Here is a 23,190-nt window from a genome sequence, read left to right as displayed (position 1 = left end):
GGAAAACTATGAGTTTTTTAGAATCTGTATTAAAAGTATTTGTTGGCGACAAATCCAAAAAGGATGTCAAAGAAATACAACCAATAGTAAATAAAATTAAAGCGCTTGAGGCCGATTTTGAGGCATTAACTTTAGATGAGCTTCGCGCTAAAACTACTCAGTTTAAATCAAAAATAGCAGATGCTTTAAAAGATGTAAATCAACAGATTGAAAATCTTGAAAAAGAAGCAGATACTTCTGATGATATCACGCGTAAAGAAGATATTTATGCTGAAATCGACGGATTAAAAGATAAATCTTACGAAATATCAGAAGGTGTTCTTAATGAAATTTTACCGGAAGCTTTTGCAACGGTTAAAGAAACTGCGAAACGCTTTGCTAATAATGAGACTTTAGAGGTTACTGCTTCTGCTTACGATCGTGAAATTTCTGCAGAGAAAGATTATGTAAATCTTCAGGACGATAAAGCGATATGGAACAATTCCTGGGATGCAGCCGGTAAACCGGTAACCTGGGATATGATTCACTACGATGTACAGCTAATTGGTGGTGTTGCTATGCACCAGGGAAAAATTGCAGAGATGCAAACCGGGGAAGGTAAAACCCTAGTAGCTACCCTTCCTGTTTATCTTAACGCGCTTACCGGTAACGGGGTTCATCTGGTAACTGTAAACGATTATTTAGCAAAACGTGATAGCGCATGGATGGCACCTATTTTCGAATTTCATGGCCTAAGCGTAGATTGTGTAGATTATCACCGTCCTAATTCTGCCGCGCGTAGAAAAGCATATAATGCAGATATAACCTACGGTACAAATAACGAATTTGGTTTCGATTATCTAAGGGATAATATGTCTCATGCTCCAGACGATTTGGTGCAACGCCCACACAACTATGCGATTGTCGATGAGGTGGATTCAGTTTTAATAGACGATGCTCGTACGCCTTTAATTATTTCAGGACCTATTCCTAAAGGAGATGTACACGAATTTGACCAGCTTAAACCAGCAGTTGCTAATATCTTCGAAATTCAGCGTAAAAAGGCTACCGAGTTTTTACAGGCTGCAAAGAAATTAATTGCTGAAGGCGATCAAAAAGAAGGCGGATTACAACTTTTACGTGCTTATAGAGCGCTTCCGAAGAATAAAGCATTAATTAAATATTTGAGTCAGGAGGGTAATAAACAATTACTTCAGAAGACCGAAAATCATTACATGCAGGACAACAACCGCGAAATGCATAAGGTTGATGCCGAATTGTACTTTACTATTGAAGAAAAAAATAATCAGATTGATCTTACCGATAAAGGTATTGAATATCTTTCTGGTTCTAATGATCCTAACTTTTTCGTACTACCAGAAATTGGTATGGAAATCGCCAAAATCGAAAAAGAAGATCTTACTAAAGAAGAGGAAGCAGAGAAAAAAGAAGAGCTTTTCCGTGATTACAGCGTGAAAAGTGAACGTATCCATACGCTTCGCCAGCTTCTTAAAGCCTATACGCTATTCGAAAAAGATACCGAGTATGTGGTAATGGATAATAAAGTAAAAATCGTAGACGAGCAGACCGGTCGTATTATGGACGGGCGTCGTTATAGCGATGGTTTACACCAGGCGATAGAAGCAAAAGAAAATGTAAAGATTGAAGATGCTACGCAAACTTTTGCAACCGTAACCCTTCAGAATTACTTTAGAATGTACCGCAAGCTTTCTGGTATGACGGGTACTGCGGTGACTGAAGCAGGAGAATTCTGGGAGATTTACGAATTAGATGTTGTTGAAATACCAACCAACCGTCCAATTGCTAGAAACGATAAAGACGATCTTGTTTATAAAACAAAACGTGAAAAATACAATGCGGTAATCGATCACGTTACCGAGCTATCCAGAGCTGGGAGACCAGTGCTTATTGGTACAACTTCCGTAGAAATTTCTGAGCTTTTAAGTAGAATGCTAAAACTTAGAAATGTTCCGCATAACGTATTAAATGCGAAATTGCATAAAAAAGAAGCCGATATTGTTGCCGAGGCTGGTAAAGGTGGTATCGTAACCATCGCAACGAACATGGCAGGTCGTGGTACCGATATTAAACTTTCTAAAGAAGTAAAAGATGCAGGTGGTTTGGCAATTATTGGTACAGAACGTCACGATTCTCGTCGTGTCGATCGCCAGTTAAGAGGTCGTGCCGGTCGTCAGGGAGATCCAGGTAGTTCTCAGTTCTACGTTTCTTTAGAGGATAATTTAATGCGTCTATTTGGATCTGAAAGGATTGCTAAGCTTATGGACCGTATGGGTCTCGAAGAAGGAGAAGTGATCCAACACGGAATGATCTCTAAATCTATCGAAAGAGCGCAGAAAAAAGTCGAAGAGAATAACTTTGGTATCCGTAAACGTCTATTAGAATATGATGATGTTATGAATGCCCAACGTGAGGTAATCTATAAACGTCGTTACCATGCCCTATTTGGTGAGCGATTACGTGTAGACCTTGCTAATATGATATTCGATATTTCTGAATTAATTTCTGAAACAAACAAGCAAGCCAACGATTATAAAAATTTCGAATTCGAATTGATTCGTTATTTCTCTATGAGTTCGCCAGTTTCTGAAGCTGACTTCGGAAAAATGAACGCGCAAAAAATAACTGCTGAAGTGTATAAAGCAGCCTATGAGCATTACCAGGAAAAAACAAAGCATAGTGCAGCTCGTGCTTATCCTGTAATCCAACAAGTTTACGAAGATGAAACTAATAATTTCGAAAGAATTTCAGTTCCATTCTCAGACGGACAAAAAACACTTCAGGTAGTCACAAATCTTGAAAAAGCTTACGAAACCAAAGGTGAGCAGTTAATTAAAGATTTCGAAAAGAATATTACGCTTGCCATTATCGATGATGCCTGGAAAACGCATCTTCGAAAAATGGATGAATTGAAGCAAAGCGTTCAGCTAGCGGTACACGAGCAAAAAGATCCTTTGTTAATTTACAAATTCGAAGCATTCGAACTTTTTAAAGCGATGTTAGAAGATGTAAATCGCGATGTAATTGGATTCTTGTTTAAAGGCGAAATTCCTGAAGGAAACATGTCTAATATTCACGAAGCAAGAAAACGCCGTCAGGAAAAGATTGAAGCTTCTAAAGAAGAAATTCAGAATCTTGATGAGCGTGCGGCACAAAGTCGTGCGGCAGGACAAGCTGCTAGTGGTGCACAGCAACCACAACGCCCTCAGGTAACCGAAACTATTAAACGTGAACAACCAAAAATTGGTCGTAACGATAAAGTAGTTATTAAACATGTAACCAAAGGTGAAAGCAAAACAGTAAAATTTAAGCAAGCGATCCCGCTAATCGAAAGTGGCGAATGGGTTGTCGTTAAAAAAGCTTAAAAAATTTAGCAATCAAGTATTGAAAAGCTGTCTTTACAAAAAGGCAGCTTTTTTTATTTTAAAACTAAGGCTTTTGAAAAAATTCAGTTTGATTGAGGAACGAGTTGAATTTTTTAAATATCTGAATAAAACGTTACAAGACCGTCTTCTTCTAAAAACAAAGTCTTGATTAATATTTCTAAAATACTTTATAAAGATTTCTCTCTATAATCTATTTTAAGTTCTATCAGGAAAGCGATCTAATAGATTCTGAAGATCTCAAATAAACAATATAAAATTCCACCTGCACCGGTTCAATCTTAATAAAGGCTTTCTTATTTTTGTGGTATTAAAAGGTTTAAGCGCGATGAAAAAATTTAAGGTCGAAGTAAAATGGGGAATCACTTTTGTTATTGCTCAACTTATCTGGATTGCTTTTGAAAAAGTGATGGGCTGGCACGATGAGCATATCAATGTTCAAGGAGTATATTCATTATTTTTCGCGGTAATTGCTTTTTTAATTTACTATGCAGCCTTAAAAGAAAAGCGTGACAAATATTTTACAAACGAAGATTTTGGATGGCAACAGGGTTTTATGAGCGGAGTTATACTTACTGGTGTAATTACAATTCTTACTCCTCTTATCCAGTATTTTGCGATTACTGTTATTAGCCCTAATTATCTTCAGAATATGATTGCTTTTTCAGAGCAACAAGGCATGACTGTAGAAAATGCCGAGACGATGCATAGCACAAAAATGTATCTATTTATGCAGATTTTTAATGCGCTTGCTATGGGAATCGTGACCGGAGCGATTGTAGCGCTAATTACTAAAAAGAAGGAAAAATAAATTTTTAAAAACTATATTTTTAGCAACAAATTAGGATCGGGACAATTCTCCAGATAAAAATCCAGATCTTTTTTAGAAGCTACACCCGGATAATCTCCACTATTTCCCTGAAGATCTTTAATAAGTTGAAAATGTAAATGTGGAGCGTAATCACCATTTTCTTCGGCAGCGCCGAGTTCAGCTATTTTTTCTTGAGCTTTAACTTGCTGGCCTACTCTCAGGTTTTCTAATGATCTTCTGCTTAAGTGCCCGTAAAGTGAATAAAATACTTCATCTTCAACTGTATGCTTCAAAATAATTGTTGGTCCATAATCTCCAAAATTGGCATTATCCTGAAAGCTATGGATTTCGCCATCTAAAACTGCTAGCACATCGGTACCTTCCGCAGTCCAGATATCAAGACCAATATGGATATTTCGGTTTAAAAATTCATCTACATTTTTATTGAAAAGTTGGCTGCGCTGATATAGTTTTCTTACTTCGTTATAACCACCAAAAGCAACCTTTTTACCAGCCACTTTAAGATTATGATCTATAAAAACCGAAAAGGCTTCAGAAGAAAGTTGCTCTAATTTTAAAAGTTCCGGGTTATTTGCAGATAGGTCGATGGCAATAAAATCTTCCTTTTTAAGTTCTCCTCCAACAACTGGAGTAAAACCTGCAGTTAACCCGGAAATATATTCAGCGAAACTTGCTTTCATAGAGTGCATTTTCGCCAAATGTAATCTTTGTGTCCTAATTTAGCAACACATCGCTAAATCTTGCTGAGATAGAGATTTGTCGATCTGCATTAGAACTTTTGTAATATCCTTTTAGAATCTCGTTATCGTAAGATGAAGTTTTATCTACATTTAATGCTGCTGGATAGTCTAAATCACTTTGATTACCGTTATAATTAAACCTAAATGCCGATTGAGGTAATTTTAATCTTAAATCGCTATTTTCTAAAGTAATATCAAGATTCTTAAAACTCCCTCCTAGATTTTTGATTGTTAAGTTACCAAAGGTACCAGACAAAATACCGATTTCGTTTAATCTATTAATATTGACATCACTACTGTTCGAAATCAATTTTATACTTCTGGCCGTGTTAATATAACAGCTTGGCAAATAGCTTGCATTAAGTACACCGTAATCCCAATTTGAGATGCTAACCGGTGTGTACGATACTTTTACGTGAGTATCTTTTCCGGTGATTGTATTCGCCTTAAAATTTGCGTGAGATAGTTCTGCAATAAGATTATCTGCATTATCCAGTTCTATTTTACCATAGCGTACATTAAGTCTTATTTGAGCATTTTTAGGCGCTTTTATTTTTATGGTCTTATGGGCGTTGGCACCTTCTTTATTTCGATTTAAAAAGATCACATTAGGCATTTTTTCACCAGCTTCTTGTTTAGCGGTCATTTTCTCTTCAAAATTCTTTCCCCAGGCTTCCATTTTCTTTCCAAAGGATTCTCCCCACTTCTCCATACTGGCTCCAAAAGAATTCCCCCATTCTTCCATGCTTTTCTCAAACTCCTCGCTATTTCCCTCTACATTCTTTTCAAAGTTCGCCGCCCATTTTTCCATTTTCTTCTCTAAGTCTTTTCCAAACTTTTTATCGACCTGCTTTTCATAACGATCTAAATAGGCATCACCTTCTTCCTGATAGGCTTGATAATCAAAATTTAAAGCTCCCATATTTGCAAAAAGATCTGGTGGCAAAGGGTTTTCAGAAATATTTTGTAATAAAGGGGTTACAAGATCATTCATTATTGGCCCCATAATTTCTGGCAATTGCGCCAGGGCATCATTAAGCTCTTCATCATTAATATCTACATTCCAATTAATTTGCATGTCAGATTTAGAAGATATCTGTACTTTATTTTTTGATCCCTTAGTATTAAGCTTCCAGCTATCCATAATTTTGGCAGCTTCATTTTGTGGAACACCACCATCAATATAAGCTTCGATCGCTACGGTATTTTTATCCCAATTCTCAATAATAATATTGGTGTTTTTCGCATTTACTTCTACAACAACATCACTATTCACATTGTAGTTTCTCTGCATCATATCCTGTGCGGTGACGGTGACATGCAACGTGCATCCCAAAAGGAATAAAAATATATAATTAAGCTTGTGCATTTTCATAACTGTTGTCTTTTGATTCTTTAATTTCTTTTAGCTTTTGTTTTAGTTTGAACAACAACTCTAACCTAAGCTGTAAGTTAGCAACCATTGCTTCGATGGTTTGTTCGTTTGGCCCTAACTCATTTAATTCGTTATTTAATCTTTTATATTCTTTATCCAGCTCTGCCAGTTGCTTCATAAAAGAGTCTATAAGTGCTTTATTCTCATTATTCACATCTAGCTTTGCCAACTCCATATTAAGGCTCGCCATGTAATAATCTTCGATCTTTTTATACTGTGGCGACACATCACTTAGCTGAAATTGTTTTGCTGAATTTTCGCTTTTCTTCTCTTTCTCTTCTGCTGGGCTTTCTTCTGAATTTTCTACAACCTGATTCCCGTAAGCATCTACTGAATTACCCGAACTGAAGTAGAAAAATCCTCCTACTGCCAAGGCAACCACTAGTACGGCAGCGATCTGTAAAAACCATTTATAGTTACCAGACTTTTTCTTTTCAGGAAACGATTTATTCAATCGATCTTCAAATCTTGCATGATGCCCTTCTGGAATTTGAAACTTTTGTTTTTCTTTATCATCCTGCAGCATCTTTCTAATATCCTGTCCCATATCTCAATTTTTTATGTTTGATCTGCTGTAAGCTAAACAGCTTCTCCTCTACAATTTTGTTTGTCTTTTTATTCCTCCCAATTGCTTCTCAAGATTACTAATCTTTTCCTGCAATTTTTTCTTTCCGCGGTGCACCAGTGTTCTGGAAGCGACCTGAGTAATATTCAGTATTTCTGAAATTTCTTCATGATCATATCCTTCAACTAAAAATAGCATTAAAGGATATCGATACTTTTCTGGAAGCTCGCTAATCGCTTGCTTAATGTCTTCAACGGTAATTCCGTCGTTAACATGCCAGTCTTCTTCGTCGGTTTTTCCAAGAATATGCTCGTTCATCGCAACTAGCTCTAACTTCTTTGCTTTTAGCTTATCCAGACATTTATTTATAACGATTCTTTTAAGCCAGGCGCCAAAAGTAACCTCTCCGGTAAATTGATGCAGTTTTGCAAAAGCCTTAATAAAAGCTTCCTGCATCGCGTCTTCTGCCTCCTGGGTATCGTTCATAAACCTAAATGCCACGTAATACATACCTTCACAGTATTTATTGTAAAGCTTTAGCTGCGCTTTGCGGCTATTGTTCTTACAATCTTCTATTAACTGATGTTGTAACAAAATGGTTTTTTGATTGGTTGTTGTTCACTTTAAAGACGAGCTAAATTTAAGCATGTTGCAAAAACTCAATTTTTTTTAATTAAAAATGTAGAATCAATTTATATGCTTATTTTAGAATATTAAACATGCAAGATGAAATTGCTAAGTTTAGCGCTAATATCTGTATATGAATAATAACCTGAAGTTACTACTAAAAATTTTAGGAATCAGCCTTTTGGTGTTCGCCGTCATATTTTTTGTAGTTCACTATAACACCAAAGCATACAGTCCAGAGGATAACGTATCTTACACGAATGACGATCTTACATTAGAAGTTTTTTATAATAGACCTTATAAAAAAGGCAGGGAGATTTTTGGGAATCTTGTTCCATACGACTCTATTTGGCGAACCGGTGCAAACGAGGCGACGGTTTTTAAAACCAATAAAGATATTCTGGTAGATGGCAGTTTGTTACAAAAAGGAGAATATACACTATGGACGATCCCTAAACAAGATAGCTGGAAAATTATCTTTAATAATAAAATGTATCCCTGGGGAATTGACCTTAAAGGAAATGCATATCGAGATCCTGAATTCGATGCGCTTGTTGTTGAAGTTCCCGCAAGCAATCAAAACATTAGTGTAGACCAATTCACTATTTATTTTGAAGAAGCTAACGACTTAGTATTTTTAGCCATATCTTGGGATAAAACGAGTGTAAGAGTTCCTATAAAAATAAAAGAGACTCCTACGATAGAAGCCTCTTCAAATAATTAAACCGATTGTTATCTAATCTTAATCTTCGTCGATAAGTAAATTTAAAGTCACATCGATATTATCTCTTGTTGCTCTAGAATAAGGACAAACTTCGTGAGCTTCATTAATTAAGTTTTCCCCAGTCTCTACGTCTATATCTGGGATATAAATGTCCAATATAGCAGAAAGCTCTAAATCTTTATCTTCATTTTGCCCAAGATCGATTGTAGCAGTTACACTATAATCGCCAAGATCTACATCTGCATTTTTAGCAATCATTTCTAAGGCACTACCAAAGCAGGCAGAGTATCCTGCTGCAAATAGCTGCTCGGGATTGCTATGGTCTCCACCTTCTCCTCCAAGACTTTTTGGCTTGGATAGTTTCATATCTAATATTCCGTCTTCGCTAGTCGTTCTACCATCTCTACCACCTTCTGTAGTTACTTTAGCTGAATACAAAGTTTTCATCTTTTTGAATTTTTATATTATTCTACAACAATATACTATTCCATAAATTCGCATTCAAAGAATGTATTCATAAATTTGTCATAAATCAGCACACATTGACAACGCCTTCCAAAAAATCTACATTATCCCAAAGCAACAGCATTCCTGCTTCGGCTAATGTTAGCACTAATGCCGCAGAAAAAATTAAATCACTTCGGAAGGAAAAAAAAGATCATTCTGTAATTTTAAATCAACTTCTTCAGGGTAACCATACAGCACTGGGTAAAGCGATCACTTTAGTTGAAAGCAATAATGTAAATCACCAAGAGCAAGCTTCAGCCATTATTGAAGGTGCCATAGCTTCCGCAGGAAAATCTATAAGAATAGGAATTACAGGTGTCCCAGGCGTAGGGAAAAGCACTTTTATAGAAAGTTTTGGAGGTTATTTACTCAAATTAGGAAAAAAAGTTGCCGTGCTTGCTGTAGATCCTAGCAGTACTATTTCTAAAGGAAGTATCCTTGGAGATAAAACACGAATGGAAAATCTGGTAAAAGAACAAAATGCCTTTATTCGCCCAAGTCCATCTGGTGATTCTTTGGGTGGTGTTGCCAGGAAAACGCGAGAGAGTATCCTTTTATGTGAAGCAGCCGGCTTTGATGTTATTTTGATTGAAACCGTGGGCGTAGGACAAAGTGAGACCACCGTACATAGCATGTGCGATTTCTTTTTATTATTGAAATTAGCAGGAGCTGGTGATGAACTTCAAGGCATAAAACGCGGCATCATGGAAATGGCTGATGCCATCGTGATCAATAAAGCAGATGGCGAAAATATTAAGGCTGCCAATAATGCAAAATTAGATTTTAAAAGAGCCTTACATCTCTACCCTCCTAAAGAAAGTAGTTGGTTACCGGAAGTTCTACTCAGTAGCGCTTTATACAACGAAGGCATTCCAGAGATATGGGAACTTATCGAGTCTTTTAATAAAATCACCACAGAAAATGGCTATTTTCAACTAAATAGAAAAGAACAAAGTAAATTTTGGTTATTACAAACCATTAACGAACAGTTGAAGCATTCTTTTTATCAAAACCCTGAAATTAAAGTGGCTTTAGAAAAACAATTAAAGGCAATTTTCGATAATAAAACAACTGCTTTTATCGCTGCAAAACAGCTGTTAGACAAGTTTTCTAAACTATAGAAAATTACTTTTATACCAGTTAATTTGTTTTTGCAGGCCTTCTTTTAAAGTCATTTTAGGATTATATTCAAGTATTTTTTTTGCTTTAGTAATATTGGCTCTAGTGTGCCATTGATCGCCCTTCCGCTTCGGAACAATTTTTAATTCGATCTTTTTACCTAAAAGTTCTTCGACATAATCAATACCCTCCTGAGTAGTATACTCTGCTTCTGTACCTAGATTGATAATTTCACCATTTAATTCGTGATGCTTTTTAACTGCAGAAAGTAGTCCATCTATTATATCACCCACATAAGTAAAGCTTCTTAAATGTTTTTCGCTTCCGGAAAAAAGCGGAAACTTCTCATTGCGATATGCGCAGGATATTAATTTGGTATAAAGCTTCTCAGGACGCTCTCGAGGTCCATAAACTGAATATAATCTTAAAGAACTACTATTTAGTCGTTTCGCACGAGATTCGGCCAAAACTAATTGCTCTGCAGCTAGTTTGGTGACTCCGTAGTAGGAAGCCGGTTGCGGTGCAGTATTTTCAGGAAAGGTAGCCTCTAAACCGTAAACTGAAGATGTAGAAATATTAAAAAAATGCTTCAGTTTTCTATTTTGATGAGCAAACTCTATTAGATTCTGCGTTCCGATTATATTATTTTGAAGGTATTGATCAAAAGTGCTACTGTTAGAAATTCCTGGTTGTGCTGCAAAATGAATAATAAAATCAAAATTGGTTGAAAGCTTTTTGAAATCTTCGGTTTCTCTTAAATCTGCATTAATAACTTCTACATTATATTTTTGCAGACACTCAGCATTCAGCTTTTTCAATTTGACATCATAATATTCTGAGAAATTATCTATTCCTGTAACCTGATAACCTTCTTTATTAAGTGCCTCAGCAGCATGGGATCCAATAAAACCGGCAGCACCTGTAACTAAAACTTTCATAAATTTAATTGTGAAAATACGAGTAAAACAAAACTATTGAGTCCAAATTACGTCGATTTTCACTTATAATCTATATTTATCTTTATAACCTTCTTACTTTTTCTATTAAAAGATACATTTGTAAATAATTTGTAAGCATGGAATATCAATTTACGATTATTGTACCAATTTATAATGAGGAAGAAAATCTGGAAAGATTAAAAGAACAACTTTCTCTGTACCTTAAAATTGCAAGCAAACCAACCTGTATACTATTAGTTAACGATGGATCCTCGGATAATAGCCTTTCCTTTATAGAAAAGATTTGTAGTCTAAATGAGTCTTTTTATTTTATCTCTTTTGAAAAAAATTGCGGACTGAGTGCCGCCATAAAAGCTGGGTTTGATCACGCCAATACACCTTTAATTGGTTATATAGACTCTGACCTTCAGACAGATCCCGAAGATTTTAATCTTTTAATGAAAGATATTGGTGAGTATGATCTAGTTACTGGATGGCGCGCTGATCGCAAAGATTCTTTCATTAAAAACATGTCTTCGCTTATTGCTAATGGAATTCGTAAAAGTTTCACCCAGGATGGAATGAATGATACCGGTTGTCCATTAAAAATAATAAAAGCAGATTATGCAAAAAGAATCCCGATGTTTAAAGGATTACACCGTTTTCTACCAGCAATGATAATGTTACAAAATGGAAAAGTAAAACAGATACCCGTAAGACATTATCCGCGGATTGCTGGTGAAGCTAAATTTCACCTTTGGAATAGGCTTTTGGGGCCACTAGTAGATTGTTTTGCTTACCTCTGGATGAAGAAAAAGTATATTAATTACAATGTAGCGAAAAAAGGATGAATCCCTGGCTTATATATAGTGTAGGCTTTATTGCTCAAATTCTTTTTTCTGGACGTTTATTGTTGCAATGGATCCTTTCTGAAAAACATCAAAAAGTCTTGACGCCGAGTATTTTCTGGAAGTTGAGTTTAATAGCGTCTTTTCTGCTCTTTATTTATGGCGATTTACAGGATGATTTCTCGATCATGTTTGGACAGGCTATTACCTATTATATCTATATTAGAAATTTACAACTGCAAGGAGAATGGGATAAAATTAAACGTATATTTCAGTTACTCATATATACATTTCCTGCTTTTATACTACTTTACAATTATAATAATGGCACATTAGATTTGCAACGTTTCTTTGGTAATGAAAGCATTCCTATCTGGCTGGTGATATTAGGTACGATTGCTCAAATTATTTTTAATCTTCGGTTTCTATATCAATGGATCTATTCTGAAAGAAAAAAGGAAAGTGTTCTCCCATTGGGGTTTTGGATATTAAGCCTTATTGGCGCCAGTTTAATTTTAGTTTATGCTATTATTAGAAAAGATCCCGTTTTATTTACAGGACATATTTTTGGAAGTATAGTTTATGTAAGAAATATTATCTTACATAAAAAAGCTAAAAGACAATTAAATGAAGCTTAAATTTCATAGATATTTGCTTGCCATCATTTTTGTTTGCATCCTCATATTTTTCATTAATCTGGATGCTATTTACATAAATATTATGGAGGCTCGAAATTTTGGTTCGGCTAGAGAAATGTTAACTTTAGATCATTGGCTACTTACCACTTTAAACGATATTCCTAGATACGAAAAACCTCCTTTACCGACCTGGTTAACTGCAATTTCGGCTAAAATATTTGGTATTGAAAATTTATGGGCTTTACGCATACCGGCTGCATGCGCGGCAACTTTACTTACAGTTTCTTTATACAAATTTTTAGAATTACTAAATATTACCCGAAAACAAGCATTTATAGCAGCGCTTATTGAAGTTACTTCTTTTTATATCATCTTTTCTGGCAGAAATGGACAATGGGACATTTTTACTCATTCGTTTATGATGGTATCTATTTACTTTTTATTTCGATTATTTAATGATGACAAAAAACTATGGCACAACACATTGTTGGGAGGAATTTTCTTTGGATTCTCTATATTAAGTAAAGGTCCAGTTTCTGTTTACACGCTATTTTTATCCTTTTTAATTGCTTATAGTATAATTTACAAATTTCAGAATTTTAAAAGAAAATGGCCTGCTCTGATCGTGTTTTTATTTCTTGGTTTATCAGTTGGATTATGGTGGTTTGCTTATATAAGAATAGCTGACCCTATTGCATTTTTAGATATCGCTAAAGATGAAGCATCAAACTGGGGAAGTTATAACATTCGGCCGTTTTATTATTATTGGAGCTTCTTTACGCAAAGTGGCATTTGGACAATTCCATCTTTCGTTGCGCTGCTTTACCCTTACTTAAAAAATAAAGTTAGCAATAAAAAAGTATACCAATTTGCTATTCTATGGACACTTATTTCAGTAATACTTCTCTCCATTATTCCCGAGAAAAAGTCTAGATACCTCTTACCGGTACTGATTCCTATGGCAATAAACACTTCATTTTACATAGAATATTTATTCAGAAATTATTCAATTTTAAAGCTGAAAGAGAAATGGATTGTTTATTTTAATTTTGGACTCATTGCGATAATAGGTATTACTTTTCCTCTCATTGCTCCATTTTTTCTAAAACTTAGCGGAATTTATTATTTATGGTACACTCTAACATCTATTGCCTTAGCAGGTATTGGGTTTGGAATATTCTACTTCTTCAAAAAGAAAAAAATTGCAAAGATTTTTTATCTCACTATAAGCTTCATCTGTGTGATCATAATTTTAGGTTTTCCGCTTGTGGATACTCTTATTAATAATCCTAATTACAAGGCATTTTCTGAATTAAGAAAGCTGTCCCAAAAACAGCAATTTGAAGTTTACGAATACAAGTCTTTTAGTCCGGAAATTATCTGGAATTATGGTGAGCCGATTCCAATATTAAAAGATAACGCTAGTTTCTCTTTGCCGAAAGAGAAAATTTTTGGTTTACTCATATCTCCAAATGACACTATCACTTCAGAAAAATTTTCTAAGTATTCTATCGAGAAAGTTGATCGGTATGACTTAAATCAAGTAAACCCGAACAAATCTGGATATAAAGATCGCCTGATTCGCGATTTTTATTTACTCAAAAAAAAGTAATAATATTGGATTAAAGATTTAAGTAACTCAATCCACTCTCTCCTGAAAAATATTTAAATTACCCATGTAACATTTGGCGCAAAAAGTATCTAAAGGATAAATCTTAAATCTTTTCTTATGAAAAATTTCATTTTACTCTTTAGTTTTTGCTTTCTGCTTTTTACAAACCATACATTTAGTCAAAGCAGTTTTAAAGTCACAAAATCTGGTAGCGGTGAGCCAATTTTACTTTTTCCCGGTTTTACAAGTACATCTTCAGTTTATAAAAGTCTTATTGAAGACCTTTCTAAAAATCATGAAATACATGCATTCACTTTTGCAGGTTTCGGCGATGTTGCTCCTATCCCTTTTCCATGGCTTAAAACAATTAAAAAGGATATCGAAACTTACATTATAAAAAATGAGCTAAAAAATCCTGTAATAATAGGTCACAGTATGGGTGGTACTTTAGGATTGTGGTTGGCTTCAGAACACGCAAACTTTAAAAAATTGATCTTAATCGACGCCTTACCTGCCATGGGTGCATTAATGTTGCCTGACTATAATAGTGATTCCATAGAATATGAAAATCCTTATAATGAGCACTTGTTAAAGATGGATACTTTAGAATTTAAAAATATGGCTACGCAAATGGCAACTGGGATGAGTACCAATCCTGAAAGCCAAAAGTTGATTATTGAAGATCTAATGAAAGCTGATCGCAAAACCTATGTTTATGGGTATACTGATCTTCTGAAATTAGATTTACGCCAGAAATTATCTAATATTGATATTCCGGTTTATATTCTTGCTGCAGATCTTCCTTACGGAAAAGAAACAGCTGAGAGAAATTATAAAAACCAGTACGAAAACCTGAAAAGCTACGAACTTACTTTTGCTAAAAATTCAAAGCATTTTATAATGTTTGACCAACCAGAATGGTTAAAGAATCAAATTAATATCACCTTAAGTATCGATGAATAAAAAAATCATATTCGAGGATATATATGCCGCCAATTACCCAAGAGTTTTTCGCCTTTGTTTAGGGTATCTTAGTGGTAACGAAGATTTATCTAAAGATTTAGCGCAAGAAGTTTTTATAAAAGTGTGGCAATATTTAGATGATTTTAGGGGTGAAGCTTCCACTTCTACCTGGATTTATAGAATTACCGTAAATACGTGTTTACAGGAACTACGGAAGAAAAAGACCAAACCGCTAAAAATAGAAATTGCCGGCGATAATCCCATAGAAGAATCTGAAACCGAAAGTCAGTTTGCTAGCATGTATCGTTGTATCGACCAGCTTTCAGCAGAAAATAAATCGATCATATTATTAGAACTTGAAGGTTTGCCGCAAAAAGAAATTGCCAAGGTGATTGGAATTAATCATGCTTCAGTAAGAACAAGAATTCACCGAATTAAAGATCAACTTTCTAAATGTGTAAAAAATGAATGATTTTGAAAATATAAAGAATCAATGGTTGCTAAAAGAAACACCAGCGCCAAAAAACAATTCCGAAGAAATTATAAAAAAATCAAATTATATAAATCGTAAACAAAAAATAACAAAATTCGTTTTAGGTATCACGATTATTATTTTGATTGGATTTTTCTTCTATATCTCAGCTTATAAATATTCACAGACATTTTTAGGCTTAGGATTGATGCTTGCATGTCTTAGTATTCGAATGGGGATTGAATATGCGAGTGGAATTAAAAAAGAAAATTTTGCCAGTCACCAAAGTATGAAAGCATTTGATAACCAATTGCTACGCTATTACAAATCCAGAAAAAAAATTCATTATATCTGGACACCAATTTTATTTGGAATATACGTTATTGGATTCTTATTGCTGCTGCCCGGTTTCAAAGAAAGTCTTTCCTCGGGATTCTATACTTATATTATAGTTTCAGCTGTGTTAACATTCGTAGCCCTCCTACTATTAATTGCTTTTCAGATAAAAAAAGAAATGAAAATTATCAAAAATTTAGAGCAAATACATTCTTAAAAAGGAAGCGAAGTGATATTATTAGACAGGCATTAAGTAAAAAGCCTCTCCAAATTGGAGAGGCTTTTGCTTTTATTTTTTAGAAGCTGCGATAGATTCCTTACGGAATTCTTTAAGAAGCTTTTCTAAAGCTAATGAAGTTTTTCTAGCGCGAGTTCCGGCTGCTTTGTTACCAGATTCTAACTGTGCATCAGCATCAGCTTTAAAAGATTCGAATGTCTCATTGATATTTTCTACCAATTTTTCCATGTTATAATATTTATAAGATTAATTAGACAAGCGAAAATAAAATAATATTCGATTTTTACAGGCATTTATATCAAAATTCCCTCGTAGGATGCCCAATTTTAGCATATTATTAGTCTTGCTAATAATATTAGATGGAAATATCCCACTGTATTCGGAATCTTAACTCGTCTTTTATCCCCATATCTTCAGTTTCCAGATCAAATTCAGATATCTCCATGGTGAGTTTATTGCGATGCCCTTTAAAAAACCAGTTTAAGGCCAGGGTTAATTCATCTAAATTAGATTTTACTCTTGTATTTGGAGTATAACTGGCATAACGTGCGGCTATTTCTAAAGGTTTTGGCCACCAGCTAAAACTTTGATGTGCCAAATATCCCGCCTGTAGATAGTAACCACTCAAATTGGTTGCTCTTAGATTTATGCGGTCTTCAATTTTTTTCCAATGAATTTCTGATTGCCAACTGAATCCCTGATAAACTAAAGCTGTTTCGATGTTAGCCTGATTTAGGCGATATTGCCCCGGGTTTTCCGACTCGTAACCTTCTAAAAATCCACCGCCAGATGAAGAAAACCGGGTATGCTGACTTGTATTGGTAGATCCGGCAACAGCGATAATGGCTCCAGGTTTTTCATGAATACTTAAATCGCTACCTGTAAAGCCAATATTTTCTCCGAATACATTCCATTGTAAACGGCCAAAATACATAAGATCTTTGTTGTCATTTTCTGTAGCCCCACGACCTGACCCAGTAAATACACCAAACCAATAATTAAAATCGACAGCTCCCACAGTTCTTAGTCGTCCATAAAGTTCTATTCCCTGCTGCCGATCGACCGTAAAAGCCCTATTTAAAATAGAACGATCTACTGTTTGCTGTGCGCCACTACTAATACGACGTTCTCTACTATATTCTACTTTAAATTGACCAATTTTAAAATTAAGGAATTCCCACGGCTCAATCATCAGTCTATAATCCAGCAAATTAGATTGTCCCAAATCGTATTCCCAGTAATATTTAAGCCAAGATTTGTAAGCGTGTCCACCTACTTTTATCCGAGAACGATTTACTTTGAATACATTACCAGGATTATCATCAAAGTCATTAAAAGATAATGGATCTTGATCGCCCGGCGTTGCATAACGAAACTGAAACCTACTTTGGATCTGAAGTGAATACTGATTGTCATTGGTTCTAAATTCAAAACCATTAGCCCCATAATTAACCTGTAAATCTTTTAGTACATCTCCTGAACTTTCCTCGGCGCTTTGAGAAAAAACGGTATCTGAATCTAAGACACCTAAAAAAAGTATTAAAAAACTAAGAATACTATAAAAACCACACTTCATAAACTTATACTAGTATGGCTTCAAAAATATAAATAATTAATCTCTTAACGTTCAATTAGCGTTAAAGTAACACTTAATTTACATAATCATATGTAAAAACATACGCTAAAACACAAAATATCAATTAATTAAAGTATTTTCATGCTGAATAACATGACTCTTTACACTTGACTGAAATTCCTGTGGTGTCATTCCTGAATGTTGTTTAAAAAATCTGCTGAAATACGATCTGTCTTTAAATTTTAGATTAAATGAAATTTCTTTAATAGTATTCTCGCTATGTATAATTTGCCGTTTCGCTTCCAAAATTAGTCGATCATGAATTAGTTGTAAACCGGTTTTTTCTAATTTCTCTTTAAGAATTTGATTTAATCGCTTAGCACTTATTCCTAATTTTTCAGCATAAAAAGAAGTATCTCGTTCTTCTAAATAATTAGATTCTAACAGTAACATAAACTCATAAATTCGTTTTTCATTTATATCATGTTGGGTAAAATGTTCATCTTTCAACTGAATTAATTGCAACAAAAAAACCTTCAAAAGTGCTTTCATCATAATTAAATTCATTTCATCTTTTTGATATTCTTCTGTCAACAAATTATAGACAGAATTTAATCCTTTAGAACTTTGCTCGGTGACCTGTAAACAAGAAAATTCTCCCTGGATATTGAACATTCTAAAAACGTCCAATAAAAATTCTTTAAGATCATCTTCTAGCAATTCTCTTTTAAAAGATAGCAGTACTCCCTTTTTCCCTGCTTTATTCAATTGATGCACGCGGTACGGCGGGATTAAATAAATCCAATCTCCCTGCACGGTCTGAAATGAATGCTGAGGAACGTGTAAAGCTTTTTCATTTTTAAGCCATACAATCTCAAAAAATTCTCTCCTGCCGGGATCATCCAAATAAGAAGGAGGACAATCAATTAAATCGCGTATATATAAAACCTTATCACTTAGCATATTCTTTGTCATAAAAGATTGAAAAAAAAGACTTTTCCAAAAAGTACCACAAAACTAGCTAATTTCACCCAACAAAAATGATGATATGGCAAATTGTACCACATATCTGCCAGATTTTATACCAATTTGATCTCTTGCGTAGATTAATTTTGTCCCTCCCCAAAAAGGGGGATAATTTAAAGACGATCATAATGGATAATAACAATCACGATAACAAAAATGCTAGCATCCAAAATGCTTACGAGATCATTATAAATGAGCATGTAAATCTATATCACTCTTTAAATTTAGAAAGCCTTAAGGCTATAGAAAAGCCAATTAAAAATGCTAAAAAAATATTTTTAACGGGCGCAGGAAGAACTGGTTTTATGGTAAAAGCAGCTACAATGCGCTTGATGCATTTAGGATACCATGTATATGTTGTTGGAGAGACTACTACACCAGCAATTACCAAAGATGATCTTTTAATCGCGGTATCGGGTTCTGGAACTACAAAATCTATATTGAACGCTGCTGAAACTGCTCACAAAAATGAAGCAGATTTAGTATGCTTTACAACAGATGAGTCTTCTCCGCTCGCTAAACTGGCAGATCATACTGTAGTTATTCCGGCAGCAGGAAAGCAAGAACATGGTAATTCCATTTCTCAGCAATATGCAGGCAGTCTTTTTGAACAATCATTTTTATTGATTTTCGATGCCCTTATCCATTATTTATGGAAACAATCTGATAGCAGTGCCGAACAATTATGGGAGATGCACGCCAATATGGAATAGATTAAAAAGTAAAATAAAAAAGAAGAATATAAATTAAACATAGAGGATTATGACTAAATTACAAGTAGCAATCGACCTACTAAATACAGAAGATGCAATAGCTTTAGCTACAAAAGTGGCTCCTTATATCGATATTATTGAATTAGGAACACCACTTATTAAAAGTGAAGGTGTACGTGCAATTACTGCGATGAAAGAAGCATTTCCAGACAAAATGGTTTTTGCTGATTTTAAAACTGCAGATGCAGGTGGATTAGAAGCTGAAATGGCTTTTAAAGCAGGAGCAGATTATATCACTATCTTAGGATCTATTGATGATGCTACTATCATTGGTGCTGTTGAAGCGGCTAAAAAATACGATAGAGCTGTAGTTGTTGATACTATTGGTGTTAAAGATCGTGTGCAACGTGCGCAAGAAGTAAGTAAACTAGGTGTAGAATTCGTAGAATTACACGCAGGTTTAGATGAGCAGGCAAAACCAGGATACTCTATTGATGTTCTTGTAGAAGAGGCTTCTAGAGCTGGTGTACCAGTATCTATCGCAGGAGGAGTTAATCTTGACAGTATCACTAAAGTTAAAGAATCTGGAGCAGTTGTTGCCGTTGCCGGTGGAGCTATTTATGGAGCTGAAGATCCAGCAGCAGCAGCTAAAGCATTAAAAGAAGCTTTAAACTAGTTTCAAGATATTACATTATTCAAAATGTAGATTTGTCTTAGGGCTGGTAATAACCAGCCCTTTTTTACTCTTAATTTTTGAGGCTACTTCTTATTTCATGCCTATCTTTTTAAAGTACATATTCTTCATTTACACTTTCCACTTGTCCTGGAACATTTTTAGCTCTAATCATTTCCAATAAATTGATTTCTATAGTTCGTGATATTAAGTTTAAAGGAATTCCGGTAGGTAATATTTCAAAAGGATTAAGTAGCGATACTCCAATTTTGTGAATCGTAAGAAATACATAACCTATTAAAGTTCCAAAAACCACAGACCATATTCCAATACTTTCAGCAGTTACAAGCGTTGAGCATACAATAAATATCCATACAAAAACTCTTGTATAATAATTATATGTAGTTGGAAAAACAGTATTCGCAATACGTTCAGATTTGCCCATTTGATCACAAAAGTTAATAAGCATTTGGTTTAATTGCATAAATTGAAAACCATCAACCTTTCCTTTTTGATACCATTCGTTTAAATCTCTTGTCTGAAGATTTAAAACCGCATTCGCTTTATTAGATTCATGTCTTAAGTATTCAAAATCATCATCATTTAAGAAATTTAAATAATCGGTTTCTGAAGATTTCCTCAGGCCTCTGTTTAAAGCGTAAACAAAACCTATATGTCGGCGTACTAAAATTTCAATGAAATTTCTGTCTTCTCCTTTAATTTCTTCCGTAGTTTTCTTCAGAAATAATAATTGTCTCGCCCAGCTTCTACTATCATTTACGAGTCCGCCCCAAATTTTTCTTGCCTCCCACCAGCGATCATACGCCTGATTATTGTTGAAACCGATAAAAAACGCAAGTGCTGTACCAAGAATTGTTGGCAATAATGCGGGGATGGGAATATTTATAATATTGAAATACTCAGATAAGGCATAGGTAACGCTACAAGTTAAAAAATCAATTAAAAAATAAGTCCAGGAACCTTCAATAATTCTGGAGATTCTAACTTTATTGGAAATTAACATTCAGTTTTTTATCTAAATTAAATAAAATTTGATATTATTTAAATTTTTACAAATATTCTTAACTACTTTAATACTTTTATTCATTATTAAAAAGACTTATAACGTTAAAACCTAAAGATCACTAATATTCTTTATGAAATATTTTAAGCAACCTATTAAAATTTTGGCGGTAGATGATAATCCGGTTAATCTATTTTTAGTAAAGACGATTATAAATAAAATTTTTGATTGTGCTGAAATTATAACTGCTGCTACAGGTGAAGAAGGCGTAGCTATTTATAGAAATTCGCCAATTTTTGATCTTATTTTAATGGATATCCAGTTGCCGGGAATTGACGGATTTGAAGCGAGTAGATTGATAAAAGAAATAGAAACTAAGCACTCCACACGTATAGTAGCACTAAGCGGTAATAAATTGGAGAATATGATGGAAAAAGGTAAAATGGTTGGTATGGATGGTTATCTTAGTAAACCGATTAAAGTTGAACCAAGTAAAAATCTATTTAAAAAACTCTTAGTAGAAAAAATTTAGCACCTCTACGTTATAATAAAAATTGGAACATGCCGTCTAAGAATCCCTTATCATCAATAAAAAAGCTGACTCATTCATTTTCAGAATAGTCAGCTTTAAGAAGTGTGATTTTTATTTTTCAAGAATTACAGCACTTTTTGATCTTCATGTTTCTTGGATTCTTTATTGATTTCCTGCATTATTTCAGAAAATGTACTTACAGATTTTTTTCGATCTTCAGCATCATACATCGCAGAAACTGCTATTAATTCATCTACGTTAGTTTCCTCCAAAAATTCATGTACTTGTCTTTTTACGGTTGCTTTGCTTCCTACAAAAGAATACTTAAGCATTTGCTGAACTGAAGGATGTTCTAGTACTCCTTTTAATTCAGATGTCATAGGAGTAGGTGGTTTTAATCCGTCTCTTTCTCCGGTTAAAATTCCAAGAAACATTCGTATTAATGTTGTAAATAATTCATTTGCTTTTTCATCGGTTTCAGCAATTATTACATTTACACCTGCCATACAGTAAGGCTCATCTAAAACTTCTGAAGCAGAAAATTCTTCTCTATAAATTCTTAACGCATTTTGTAAATGCTTTGTCGCAAAGTGGCTGGCAAAAGCATACGGTAGTCCTTTTCTGGCAGCTAAGTGCGCACTATCTGTACTAGAACCTAAAATATAAAGCGGCACATCTGCACTTTCAGCTATGGGAGCTCTAACTTCTGAAGTTTTATTCTCTGACGAAAAATAACGTTCAATCTTAGCAATTTCGTTTGGGAAAGATTGTGCAGCCTGCATAAAATCAGATCGTATTGCACTCGCAGTTTTAGGATCTGTTCCGGGAGCTCTTCCTAAACCAAGATCGATACGGCCAGGATATAATTGTGCTAGAGTTCCAAACTGTTCAGCAATCACCAATGGTGAATGGTTTGGTAGCATAATTCCTCCAGAACCTACTTTAATTTTAGAAGTATTATCAGCAATATAGCCCATAAGAATTGAAGTCGCAGTACTCCCTACGTGCTCCATATTATGGTGTTCTGCAAACCAAAACCTATGATAACCTGCATCTTCAGCTAATTTTGCTAATTCCAGCGAATTGTTTAAAGTTTGTTTATATGTATTTCCTTTTGAAACATGAGCAAGCTCAAGTATCGAGTATTTTATGTCTTTACTATTCATATATTTAAATGTTTCAATATATTAATTATTGAAGCTTTGTAAGTTCTTGAGAGTCGCTAAATAATCGTCCAGAATTTTCTGATTCAGAGAATAAAAATAAAATCGCCCTTCCTTATGCGGAATTATCAAATCGGCTTCTATCAGTCTTTTAATATGATGACTTATTGAAGGTTGTGATAAATCTAATGAATCGACAATCGCAGAACAATCCAATTTCCCTTCGTTTTTTTGGATCGCCTTCAAAATGAGCAGTCGATTTCGATCACTTAAAGCCTTAGCTATTTTCTCTACTTCTTTTAAATTCAAATTCTCTAATTAAATAATTTATCTAACAAAGCATTACACATAGTTTGTAGCAAATAGTGCAAAAACCTTACATAATCAAAGAATTAATTTGTTTCCGAAATCTATTTTAAGCTTGCTATAAAAAAACTAGAAATGTTGAAAAATAGACTATCATTTATTAGAAAATATTCACCTCCTGC

25 protein-coding genes are annotated in these 23,190 nt (G+C 34.3%); 13 read left to right on the top strand and 12 right to left on the bottom strand.

Features of this window, described 5'->3' with window-relative positions:
* The first annotated feature begins 8 nt into the window (after positions 1–8).
* Together secA and PBT89_RS04230 are read left to right on the top strand one after the other, a co-directional pair.
* Positions 9–3,383, top strand: coding sequence for a preprotein translocase subunit SecA (gene secA, locus PBT89_RS04235; RefSeq protein ID WP_270063540.1), 3,375 nt, complete (start codon positions 9–11; stop codon positions 3,381–3,383).
* 346 nt (positions 3,384–3,729) lie between these two features.
* Entirely contained in the window at positions 3,730–4,212 is a 483-nt protein-coding gene (locus PBT89_RS04230) for a DUF4199 domain-containing protein (RefSeq protein ID WP_270063539.1), read from the top strand.
* A gap of 11 nt (positions 4,213–4,223) precedes the next feature.
* On the opposite strand, the gene PBT89_RS04225 is transcribed toward PBT89_RS04230, so the two are convergent.
* From PBT89_RS04225 to PBT89_RS04210, 4 genes are read right to left on the bottom strand one after another with little or no spacing between them, the layout of a single operon-like run.
* Positions 4,224–4,922: a peptidoglycan DD-metalloendopeptidase family protein gene (locus PBT89_RS04225; protein WP_270064244.1), complete on the bottom strand. Its 699-nt coding sequence runs from the start codon at positions 4,920–4,922 to the stop codon at positions 4,224–4,226.
* A gap of 25 nt (positions 4,923–4,947) precedes the next feature.
* Positions 4,948–6,348, bottom strand: coding sequence for a hypothetical protein (locus PBT89_RS04220; protein WP_270063538.1), 1,401 nt, complete (start codon positions 6,346–6,348; stop codon positions 4,948–4,950).
* Complete coding sequence (locus PBT89_RS04215; RefSeq protein ID WP_270063537.1) at positions 6,329–6,955, bottom strand: hypothetical protein; 627 nt, start codon at positions 6,953–6,955, stop codon at positions 6,329–6,331. The genes PBT89_RS04220 and PBT89_RS04215 overlap by 20 nt, the downstream gene beginning before the upstream one ends.
* 48 nt (positions 6,956–7,003) lie before the next feature.
* A complete protein-coding gene (locus PBT89_RS04210) occupies positions 7,004–7,567 on the bottom strand; it encodes an RNA polymerase sigma factor (RefSeq protein WP_270063536.1) in 564 nt (187 codons plus the stop codon).
* A 166-nt stretch (positions 7,568–7,733) separates the two neighbouring features.
* Here PBT89_RS04210 and PBT89_RS04205 point away from each other — a divergent pair, with 166 nt between their 5' ends.
* Positions 7,734–8,324, top strand: a complete 591-nt coding sequence (locus tag PBT89_RS04205) for a DUF2911 domain-containing protein (protein ID WP_270063535.1) — start codon at positions 7,734–7,736, stop codon at positions 8,322–8,324.
* A gap of 18 nt (positions 8,325–8,342) precedes the next feature.
* On the opposite strand, the gene PBT89_RS04200 is transcribed toward PBT89_RS04205, so the two are convergent.
* On the bottom strand, positions 8,343–8,771 hold the full coding sequence (locus PBT89_RS04200; RefSeq protein ID WP_270058964.1) for an organic hydroperoxide resistance protein: 429 nt from the start codon (positions 8,769–8,771) through the stop codon (positions 8,343–8,345).
* A 95-nt stretch (positions 8,772–8,866) separates the two neighbouring features.
* On the opposite strand from PBT89_RS04200, the gene meaB reads away from it, so the two are divergent.
* Positions 8,867–9,952, top strand: a complete 1,086-nt coding sequence (gene meaB, locus PBT89_RS04195) for a methylmalonyl Co-A mutase-associated GTPase MeaB (RefSeq protein ID WP_270063534.1) — start codon at positions 8,867–8,869, stop codon at positions 9,950–9,952.
* Here meaB and PBT89_RS04190 read toward each other — a convergent pair.
* Positions 9,947–10,888 (bottom strand): NAD-dependent epimerase/dehydratase family protein, encoded by a 942-nt coding sequence (locus tag PBT89_RS04190; protein ID WP_270063533.1) that lies wholly within the window; start codon positions 10,886–10,888, stop codon positions 9,947–9,949. The two genes, meaB and PBT89_RS04190, sit on opposite strands and share 6 nt — an antisense overlap.
* A gap of 137 nt (positions 10,889–11,025) precedes the next feature.
* On the opposite strand from PBT89_RS04190, the gene PBT89_RS04185 reads away from it, so the two are divergent.
* From PBT89_RS04185 to PBT89_RS04160, 6 genes are all read left to right on the top strand, one after another.
* Positions 11,026–11,739, top strand: coding sequence for a glycosyltransferase (locus PBT89_RS04185; protein ID WP_270063532.1), 714 nt, complete (start codon positions 11,026–11,028; stop codon positions 11,737–11,739).
* On the top strand, positions 11,736–12,374 hold the full coding sequence (locus PBT89_RS04180; RefSeq protein WP_270063531.1) for a lipid-A-disaccharide synthase N-terminal domain-containing protein: 639 nt from the start codon (positions 11,736–11,738) through the stop codon (positions 12,372–12,374). Before PBT89_RS04185 ends, PBT89_RS04180 begins: the two co-directional genes overlap by 4 nt.
* On the top strand, positions 12,364–13,986 hold the full coding sequence (locus tag PBT89_RS04175) for an ArnT family glycosyltransferase (RefSeq protein WP_270063530.1): 1,623 nt from the start codon (positions 12,364–12,366) through the stop codon (positions 13,984–13,986). The genes PBT89_RS04180 and PBT89_RS04175 overlap by 11 nt, the downstream gene beginning before the upstream one ends.
* A gap of 117 nt (positions 13,987–14,103) precedes the next feature.
* On the top strand, positions 14,104–14,949 hold the full coding sequence (locus tag PBT89_RS04170; protein ID WP_270063529.1) for an alpha/beta fold hydrolase: 846 nt from the start codon (positions 14,104–14,106) through the stop codon (positions 14,947–14,949).
* Positions 14,942–15,421 carry an RNA polymerase sigma factor gene (locus PBT89_RS04165; RefSeq protein WP_270063528.1) on the top strand — a complete coding sequence of 160 codons (480 nt, stop codon included), beginning with the start codon at positions 14,942–14,944 and terminating at the stop codon, positions 15,419–15,421. Before PBT89_RS04170 ends, PBT89_RS04165 begins: the two co-directional genes overlap by 8 nt.
* Positions 15,414–15,974 (top strand): hypothetical protein, encoded by a 561-nt coding sequence (locus PBT89_RS04160; protein WP_270063527.1) that lies wholly within the window; start codon positions 15,414–15,416, stop codon positions 15,972–15,974. The genes PBT89_RS04165 and PBT89_RS04160 overlap by 8 nt, the downstream gene beginning before the upstream one ends.
* A 72-nt stretch (positions 15,975–16,046) precedes the next feature.
* On the opposite strand, the gene PBT89_RS04155 is transcribed toward PBT89_RS04160, so the two are convergent.
* The 3 genes from PBT89_RS04155 to PBT89_RS04145 form a co-directional block, all read right to left on the bottom strand.
* Positions 16,047–16,223 (bottom strand): histone H1, encoded by a 177-nt coding sequence (locus tag PBT89_RS04155; RefSeq protein ID WP_270058973.1) that lies wholly within the window; start codon positions 16,221–16,223, stop codon positions 16,047–16,049.
* Between the two features lie 127 nt (positions 16,224–16,350).
* Positions 16,351–17,571, bottom strand: coding sequence for an OprO/OprP family phosphate-selective porin (locus tag PBT89_RS04150; RefSeq protein ID WP_270063526.1), 1,221 nt, complete (start codon positions 17,569–17,571; stop codon positions 16,351–16,353).
* A gap of 120 nt (positions 17,572–17,691) precedes the next feature.
* The gene (locus PBT89_RS04145) at positions 17,692–18,546 is read right to left on the bottom strand and encodes a helix-turn-helix domain-containing protein (protein WP_270063525.1); all 855 of its coding nucleotides are present in this window, start codon (positions 18,544–18,546) and stop codon (positions 17,692–17,694) included.
* Positions 18,547–18,725: 179 nt separating this feature from the next.
* Between PBT89_RS04145 and hxlB the strand changes: the two genes are divergently transcribed.
* Together hxlB and hxlA are read left to right on the top strand one after the other, a co-directional pair.
* Positions 18,726–19,310: a 6-phospho-3-hexuloisomerase gene (hxlB, locus tag PBT89_RS04140; RefSeq protein WP_270063524.1), complete on the top strand. Its 585-nt coding sequence runs from the start codon at positions 18,726–18,728 to the stop codon at positions 19,308–19,310.
* Positions 19,311–19,359: 49 nt separating this feature from the next.
* Positions 19,360–19,986, top strand: a complete 627-nt coding sequence (gene hxlA / locus PBT89_RS04135; protein ID WP_270058977.1) for a 3-hexulose-6-phosphate synthase — start codon at positions 19,360–19,362, stop codon at positions 19,984–19,986.
* 109 nt (positions 19,987–20,095) lie between these two features.
* Here the strand turns inward: hxlA and PBT89_RS04130 are convergent, their stop codons facing one another.
* The gene (locus tag PBT89_RS04130; protein ID WP_270063523.1) at positions 20,096–21,007 is read right to left on the bottom strand and encodes a bestrophin family protein; all 912 of its coding nucleotides are present in this window, start codon (positions 21,005–21,007) and stop codon (positions 20,096–20,098) included.
* 133 nt (positions 21,008–21,140) lie between these two features.
* Between PBT89_RS04130 and PBT89_RS04125 the strand changes: the two genes are divergently transcribed.
* A complete protein-coding gene (locus PBT89_RS04125; protein ID WP_270063522.1) occupies positions 21,141–21,539 on the top strand; it encodes a response regulator in 399 nt (132 codons plus the stop codon).
* 125 nt (positions 21,540–21,664) lie between these two features.
* Here the strand turns inward: PBT89_RS04125 and PBT89_RS04120 are convergent, their stop codons facing one another.
* Together PBT89_RS04120 and PBT89_RS04115 are read right to left on the bottom strand one after the other, a co-directional pair.
* The gene (locus tag PBT89_RS04120) at positions 21,665–22,705 is read right to left on the bottom strand and encodes an LLM class flavin-dependent oxidoreductase (RefSeq protein ID WP_270063521.1); all 1,041 of its coding nucleotides are present in this window, start codon (positions 22,703–22,705) and stop codon (positions 21,665–21,667) included.
* 21 nt (positions 22,706–22,726) lie between these two features.
* Entirely contained in the window at positions 22,727–23,011 is a 285-nt protein-coding gene (locus PBT89_RS04115) for an ArsR/SmtB family transcription factor (protein ID WP_270063520.1), read from the bottom strand.
* Between the last annotated feature and the right edge of the window lie 179 nt (positions 23,012–23,190).

The organism is Zunongwangia sp. HRR-M8 (assembly GCF_027594405.1).
Taxonomy (GTDB): domain Bacteria; phylum Bacteroidota; class Bacteroidia; order Flavobacteriales; family Flavobacteriaceae; genus Zunongwangia.
The sequence above is the reverse complement of the archived record's forward strand: the minus strand, read 5'-3'. Positions and strand labels throughout refer to the sequence as shown.

Coding starts and splice junctions, on each gene's coding strand:
- secA (WP_270063540.1), top strand. CDS start 9: ATGAGTTTTTTAGAATCTGTATTAAAAGTATTTGTTGGCGACAAATCC.
- PBT89_RS04230 (WP_270063539.1), top strand. CDS start 3,730: ATGAAAAAATTTAAGGTCGAAGTAAAATGGGGAATCACTTTTGTTATT.
- PBT89_RS04225 (WP_270064244.1), bottom strand. CDS start 4,922: ATGCACTCTATGAAAGCAAGTTTCGCTGAATATATTTCCGGGTTAACT.
- PBT89_RS04220 (WP_270063538.1), bottom strand. CDS start 6,348: ATGAAAATGCACAAGCTTAATTATATATTTTTATTCCTTTTGGGATGC.
- PBT89_RS04215 (WP_270063537.1), bottom strand. CDS start 6,955: ATGGGACAGGATATTAGAAAGATGCTGCAGGATGATAAAGAAAAACAA.
- PBT89_RS04205 (WP_270063535.1), top strand. CDS start 7,734: ATGAATAATAACCTGAAGTTACTACTAAAAATTTTAGGAATCAGCCTT.
- PBT89_RS04200 (WP_270058964.1), bottom strand. CDS start 8,771: ATGAAAACTTTGTATTCAGCTAAAGTAACTACAGAAGGTGGTAGAGAT.
- PBT89_RS04190 (WP_270063533.1), bottom strand. CDS start 10,888: ATGAAAGTTTTAGTTACAGGTGCTGCCGGTTTTATTGGATCCCATGCT.
- PBT89_RS04185 (WP_270063532.1), top strand. CDS start 11,026: ATGGAATATCAATTTACGATTATTGTACCAATTTATAATGAGGAAGAA.
- PBT89_RS04180 (WP_270063531.1), top strand. CDS start 11,736: ATGAATCCCTGGCTTATATATAGTGTAGGCTTTATTGCTCAAATTCTT.
- PBT89_RS04175 (WP_270063530.1), top strand. CDS start 12,364: ATGAAGCTTAAATTTCATAGATATTTGCTTGCCATCATTTTTGTTTGC.
- PBT89_RS04170 (WP_270063529.1), top strand. CDS start 14,104: ATGAAAAATTTCATTTTACTCTTTAGTTTTTGCTTTCTGCTTTTTACA.
- PBT89_RS04165 (WP_270063528.1), top strand. CDS start 14,942: ATGAATAAAAAAATCATATTCGAGGATATATATGCCGCCAATTACCCA.
- PBT89_RS04160 (WP_270063527.1), top strand. CDS start 15,414: ATGAATGATTTTGAAAATATAAAGAATCAATGGTTGCTAAAAGAAACA.
- PBT89_RS04155 (WP_270058973.1), bottom strand. CDS start 16,223: ATGGAAAAATTGGTAGAAAATATCAATGAGACATTCGAATCTTTTAAA.
- PBT89_RS04150 (WP_270063526.1), bottom strand. CDS start 17,571: ATGAAGTGTGGTTTTTATAGTATTCTTAGTTTTTTAATACTTTTTTTA.
- PBT89_RS04145 (WP_270063525.1), bottom strand. CDS start 18,546: ATGACAAAGAATATGCTAAGTGATAAGGTTTTATATATACGCGATTTA.
- hxlB (WP_270063524.1), top strand. CDS start 18,726: ATGGATAATAACAATCACGATAACAAAAATGCTAGCATCCAAAATGCT.
- hxlA (WP_270058977.1), top strand. CDS start 19,360: ATGACTAAATTACAAGTAGCAATCGACCTACTAAATACAGAAGATGCA.
- PBT89_RS04130 (WP_270063523.1), bottom strand. CDS start 21,007: ATGTTAATTTCCAATAAAGTTAGAATCTCCAGAATTATTGAAGGTTCC.
- PBT89_RS04125 (WP_270063522.1), top strand. CDS start 21,141: ATGAAATATTTTAAGCAACCTATTAAAATTTTGGCGGTAGATGATAAT.
- PBT89_RS04120 (WP_270063521.1), bottom strand. CDS start 22,705: ATGAATAGTAAAGACATAAAATACTCGATACTTGAGCTTGCTCATGTT.